This is a genomic window from Nocardioides abyssi, from assembly GCF_030412915.1.
GTDB classification, from domain to species: Bacteria; Actinomycetota; Actinomycetes; order Propionibacteriales; family Nocardioidaceae; genus Nocardioides; species Nocardioides abyssi.
In genome coordinates this window covers 1-241 of record NZ_JAUHJR010000237.1, presented here as the reverse complement: position 1 = coordinate 241, position 241 = coordinate 1, and the positions used below count along the sequence as shown (strand labels likewise).

The window sequence follows — 241 nt, the reverse complement described above, 5'->3', positions numbered from 1 at the left end:
AGTGCGGCATCAGGTAGCCGGTGTCCACCAGGCCGGCCCGCCGCTCCTCCTCGGGCCGGGCCGCGACCTGCTCGACCGTCGCGCGGACCTCGTCGCGCACCGCCGCGTCGCGGCCCTCGCGGTCGACCTCGCGCCGGCGCCGGGTCCCGGCGACCGCCCGGGCGGTGAGCCGGCGGGCGGCCTCGTCGGTGCTGCCGACCAGGCTGCGCAGGGCGACCGCGCGCCGCAGGTAGAGGTGGGC

At 80.9% G+C, this 241-nt stretch carries 1 pseudogene; it reads right to left on the bottom strand.

The window, feature by feature from the left end:
* Nucleotides 1-241, bottom strand: a pseudogene (locus tag QWY29_RS20630) (acyl-CoA dehydrogenase); the annotation flags it as partial.